Origin of the sequence: Corynebacterium sp. HMSC034H07 (genome assembly GCF_001815175.1) — a bacterium.
Lineage (GTDB): Bacteria > Actinomycetota > Actinomycetes > Mycobacteriales > Mycobacteriaceae > Corynebacterium > Corynebacterium hiratae.
Map to the genome: position 1 here is coordinate 1 of NZ_KV819517.1, position 4683 is coordinate 4683.

A 4683-nucleotide genomic window follows, 5' to 3' on the forward strand; every position below is an offset into this window, starting at 1 on the left:
AGGCCGCGACGGTACCTGCCGGGTCGGCGGCTGTGGCGAGCCTGCTTTTCTCAGCCAGTTGGATTACCGACACAACTGGGCCGAAGGCGGGCCAACCCACCCGAAGAACCTGGTTTTCGCCTGTCGATCATGGTGGTGATGGTGCACAGAATTATGAACGCAAGGGCCCACCAACTACCTGCTCGCGAAGACTGTTCTTGTCCACCGGGAACTGTCTTATTTCCGTCTTCCCGTAGGGGACTATTTTTACTTTGGCTCTAAATGCACCAAAGGTATTATCCTCAACCGCCAAAATGTTACTTCCAGGTAAGAAATAGTCCCTATTTATAGATAGCTCCTGGCGGTTAATCCTGTCATCCTGGCTCTCGTCGAGCTGCAACTCTCGCATAGCGTGGTTGCTAAGGAGGTGTGCCCAATTGGATTACAAGTACCTACACACTTGATCGGTGCTGCACGTTTCAGGGTCCGGGTGTGCGGCGTCCTGTCTGAGGTCCGCGATAGTGTCGCGCAGCACGGAGAGCTGCGCGATCTGCTGCTCGATCTCAGCGAGGCGCACGTCAAGCAGGTCGCGCACGTGCTCGCAGGGCGCCTGGCCGCCGTCGCGGATGTCGAGGATCTGGCGGATCTGGGCGAGGGTCAGCCCGGCGGCCTGGCCCCGGTGGATGAACCCGACCCGACCCACGGCATCCTCGGCGTAGTCCCGATAGCCGGAGGCCAATCGCTCGGCCGGAGGGAGCAGCCCCGACTCCTCGTAGAACCGCAGGGTCTTGGTCGTGGTTCCGGTTGCTTCCGCAAGCTGTCCGATCCTCATGTTCGCCGATTCCCCTTCCAATGGCCACCACACTTGACCTTCCATTGTACTGGAAGGTTCACAATGGTTCCATAGGAACTTTTGAACCACAGGGAAGAGACATCTGGAATGACAAACGAAAAGTTCGATCTGGCGATTATTGGTTCCGGCGGCGGAGCGTTTGCGGCCGCGATCCGGGCCACCGGACTGGGCAAGCGCGTCGTGATGGTGGAGCGCGGCACCGTGGGCGGGACATGCGTGAACACGGGCTGCGTCCCGTCGAAGGCGCTCCTGGCTGCCGCGGAGGCCCGCCACGTGGCGTTGGATTCGGCCCGCTTCCCTGGGGTGGCGGCCTCGGCGGGCCCGGTGGACATGCCGGCCCTGATTCAGGGCAAGGCCGCGCTGGTTGAAAGCATGCGCACGGAGAAGTACGTCGATCTGGCCGCGGACTACGGGTGGACGATGATCTCGGGGGACGCGTCGTTCACCGGAACCCAGGACGCACCGCTGCTCCGGGTGATCTCCCCGGATGGTGCAGTGAGAACGATCGAGGCCGGGCACTACCTCGTGGCCACTGGCTCCGCACCCTACGTGCCGCCCGTTCCCGGACTGGCCGAGGCCGGGTACCTGACCTCGACGACGGCGATGGAACTGGACGAGGTGCCCGAATCAATGCTGATCCTGGGCGGAGGCTATGTTGCCCTGGAGATGGCACAGCTTTTCTCCCGGCTGGGCTCCCGGGTGACCATGCTGGTCCGTTCCCGGTTGGCCTCGCAGGAGGAACCGGAGGCATCCAAGGCGTTGGCGGGGGTGTTCGCCGACGAGGGGATCCGGGTGGTCCGGCGGGCCATGGCCGACTCCGTGGCCTCCGGCCCGGACGGGGTCTCGGTGACGGCAAACGTGGCCGGGGGCGAGGAGGTGTTCCGCGCTTCCCGCATCCTCGTGGCACTGGGCCGCCGCCCGGTGACCGAGGGACTGGACCTTGACGCCGTCGGGGTGAAGACCGGCGCATCCGGCGAGATCGTGGTCGATTCCCGCCTGGCCACGTCCAACCCGCGGGTTTGGGCCGCCGGGGACGCGACCGGCCATCGGGAGTTCGTTTACGTCGCAGCGGCCCACGGCGCCTTGGCCGTGGACAATGCGTTCACCGATGCCCTGGCCGAGGTCGACTACCGGCACCTGCCCCGGGTCACCTTCACCAGTCCCGCCATCGGGGCGGTCGGGATGACGGAAAAGGAAGCTGTCGCCGCCGGGATCAGCTGCGAGTGCCGGGTCCTCCCCCTGGAGTACGTGCCGCGAGCCGTGGTCAACCGCGACACCCGCGGCTTCATCAAGGTTGTCGCGGACCGCGACACCGGACGGATCCTGGGCCTCTCCGCGGTGGCCAAGGACGCCGGGGAAATCGCCGCCGCCGGCGTCTACATCCTCGAAGCGGGCATGACCACCGCGCAGGTCGCCGCCGCCTGGAGCCCCTACCTGACGATGGCCGAGGGCATCAGGATCGCCGCCAAGGCCTTCACCACCGACGTCTCCGAGCTCTCCTGCTGCGCCTGAGCTCCAAGCCCCCACTACCGAAGCAAAGGAATGCCCTGACCGCCACCGACCAGGCCCTCACCTATCTGTTGTCCCCGAGCACCACCGCACCGACCACGGTACCGCCTGAGTCCCCATCCCCATTCCTGGAAGGAACCACCAGACACTATGACATACCCGAGATCCCGCCGTTCTCTGTCCGTTCCCCGGCCCAGGCACCTCGCCTCCGCCCTGTTTCTGGCAGCGGTCATGGCACTGACAACCGCCTGCGCCAGCTCACCGAGCGGCCCGTCGGCCGCGCCAGGCGGTTCGTCGCCCGACGCGGCCGGTGCCGTTGCTGTTACGGTCTCCGACATTGACGGCACTACCCGGACCATCCCGGACGGTAAGCCCGCAGCACTGTTCTTCTTCTCTGCCGGATGCGGTGAGTGTGTGGAAGGGGCCGATTCCCTGAACAAGGCCTCCACGGCCCTGGGAAGCTCGGCCGACTACCTCCTGGTGGACGTGGACCCCCGAGAACCGAAGGAGACCATCAACGGATTCCGCGATTACATCAAGGCCCCTGAGCTCCCTGCCGTCATCGACACCGAGGCCACACTGACCACCCAGTACAAGGTCACCTCCATAAGCACCCTGGTGGTGGTCGACGCGAAGGGCGACGTTACCTTCCGGGCCACCGACCCGTCTGCGGAAAAGATCCAAGAAGAACTCACCAAGGCCGGTGCCCAATGACAGCCCTGCTTGCCCTGGCCTTCGCCGCTGGAATGATTGCCCCGGTCAATCCCTGCGGTTTCGCCCTCCTGCCCGCCTGGATAGCCCAGACCATCGGGGACGCCCGGACGCGCCCGCTCGCGCTGCGTCTGGCCCACGGGCTCCGGGCCGGGCTCGCGCTCAGCCTCGGCTTCGCCGGGACCCTGGCAGCCTTCGGGCTGATCGTCAGCGCGGGCGCCAGGACCCTGATCAGCGCAGCGCCCTGGCTGGGAATGGCCACCGGGGTGATCCTTCTCCTGCTGGGCCTGGCCATGCTCACCGGACTCACACCACGGCTCCGTCTGCCGGCCTGGGCCAAGAAACCCCGCACACAAGAAGCCGCAGGGGCAGGTCACAAAACCGGGCGCATGGTGGCCTTCGGGATCGGATACGCCGCAGCATCCCTCGGCTGCACCCTCGGGGTGCTCCTGGCCGTGATCGCCCAAGCCCAGGCCGTCGCCAGCTACGCCGGGCTGCTCGCGGTCTTCGCCGCCTACGCCGCAGGCTCGGCCACTGTCCTGATGCTCGTTTCGGCAGGCACGGCCATCGCCGGGGCCGCCCTCGGGCGAAGAATCACCGGCCTGGCCAAGCACAGCAACCGCATCGCCGCCTTCATCCTCACCATAACCGGCGCCTACCTCAGCTGGTATTGGTATCCCGCCGCCACCGGCGGAACCGCACAGGCCAACAGCCTCGCCGTATGGTCAGCCGCCGCCAGCGCCTGGATCAGCGACAACAGCACCCTGATCGCAGCCCTCGCCGCAGCCGTGGTGCTCGCATCGGCATTGGCCGCCCTCAACCGGCGCAGGAGACTGCGCATCAGACAGGGAACGCCGCCCACAGGCGAGGGCCCCGGGCAAAGCGGGGAACCCGACTGCTGCACACCAACTCCGGACAACAACTCGACCGAGGACCGGCCAGGCACGATCCCGTAGCTGGCCGAGGACTCCCAAAAAGCAAGGGGGAGGGGGAACCTTGCCCATCTTCTGGCAAACGAGGCGCCCGCCTATCAGGACAGGTTGGTACAGCGGCATCAGGCCGGAAGTCAATTCGTGCAGAGGACTTCGGGCAATCCGTCAGGAGCCCTCTGTACCGCCCCCGCAATGACGGGAACGTCAGTGTGGTGGACTTCGGAAAGCCACAGTGACACCCACTAGTTGTACTCGACCGTGACGTTGGTGGCACTTTCGGTCTTGTGAAATAGCTAGGCCTCCTGGCTTAGTGGAGCTGTGTTATGTCCAAAAACCCTATGGACATAACATGGTTAGTGTTTGTGCTGATGGTGTCTATATTTCTCGGGGTAGAAGTGGGGTGTAGTGGTTGAGGAGGTTGCCTAAAAGCCCATGGCCTCAAGGGTAGAGGCCAGGCCCGAGCGATTGAGCTTTAACACGTGGCACATCCGCTTGACCGAGTACTCGGTTCGATGGTCATAGACAAACTGGAAGCGGATTACCAGCGTGTCTCTTCGGCAAAATACTTCGCGGCCTTACGCAGGATGTCGCGTTCTTCACGAAGCTTAGAGACTTCTTTTGTCTCACTGGCGGATCCGCTCAGAATCAGTCGTCTCCTGGGCCTTGTCGCGCATGGTCTTCGTGCGGGCACGCTTGCCG

5 protein-coding genes and 1 pseudogene are annotated in these 4683 nt (G+C 64.7%); 3 read left to right on the top strand and 3 right to left on the bottom strand.

What is annotated here, in order from left to right:
* Nucleotides 1-151: 151 nt before the first annotated feature.
* Together HMPREF3009_RS04120 and HMPREF3009_RS04125 are read right to left on the bottom strand one after the other, a co-directional pair.
* The gene (locus tag HMPREF3009_RS04120; RefSeq protein ID WP_070680184.1) at nucleotides 152-388 is read right to left on the bottom strand and encodes a hypothetical protein; all 237 of its coding nucleotides are present in this window, start codon (nucleotides 386-388) and stop codon (nucleotides 152-154) included.
* 33 nt (nucleotides 389-421) lie between these two features.
* A complete protein-coding gene (locus HMPREF3009_RS04125; protein ID WP_004601215.1) occupies nucleotides 422-811 on the bottom strand; it encodes a heavy metal-responsive transcriptional regulator in 390 nt (129 codons plus the stop codon).
* Between the two features lie 108 nt (nucleotides 812-919).
* On the opposite strand from HMPREF3009_RS04125, the gene merA reads away from it, so the two are divergent.
* The 3 genes from merA to HMPREF3009_RS04140 all read left to right on the top strand — a co-directional run bounded on the left by merA (nucleotide 920) and on the right by HMPREF3009_RS04140 (nucleotide 4008).
* Nucleotides 920-2344: a mercury(II) reductase gene (gene merA / locus HMPREF3009_RS04130; RefSeq protein ID WP_046648249.1), complete on the top strand. Its 1425-nt coding sequence runs from the start codon at nucleotides 920-922 to the stop codon at nucleotides 2342-2344.
* Nucleotides 2345-2572: 228 nt separating this feature from the next.
* Nucleotides 2573-3055 (top strand): TlpA family protein disulfide reductase, encoded by a 483-nt coding sequence (locus HMPREF3009_RS13685; RefSeq protein WP_082254455.1) that lies wholly within the window; start codon nucleotides 2573-2575, stop codon nucleotides 3053-3055.
* Nucleotides 3052-4008 (top strand): cytochrome c biogenesis CcdA family protein, encoded by a 957-nt coding sequence (locus HMPREF3009_RS04140; protein WP_070447000.1) that lies wholly within the window; start codon nucleotides 3052-3054, stop codon nucleotides 4006-4008. Before HMPREF3009_RS13685 ends, HMPREF3009_RS04140 begins: the two co-directional genes overlap by 4 nt.
* Nucleotides 4009-4442: 434 nt before the next feature.
* Here HMPREF3009_RS04140 and HMPREF3009_RS13690 read toward each other — a convergent pair.
* Nucleotides 4443-4683 (bottom strand): annotated as a pseudogene (locus tag HMPREF3009_RS13690) (hypothetical protein); the annotation flags it as partial.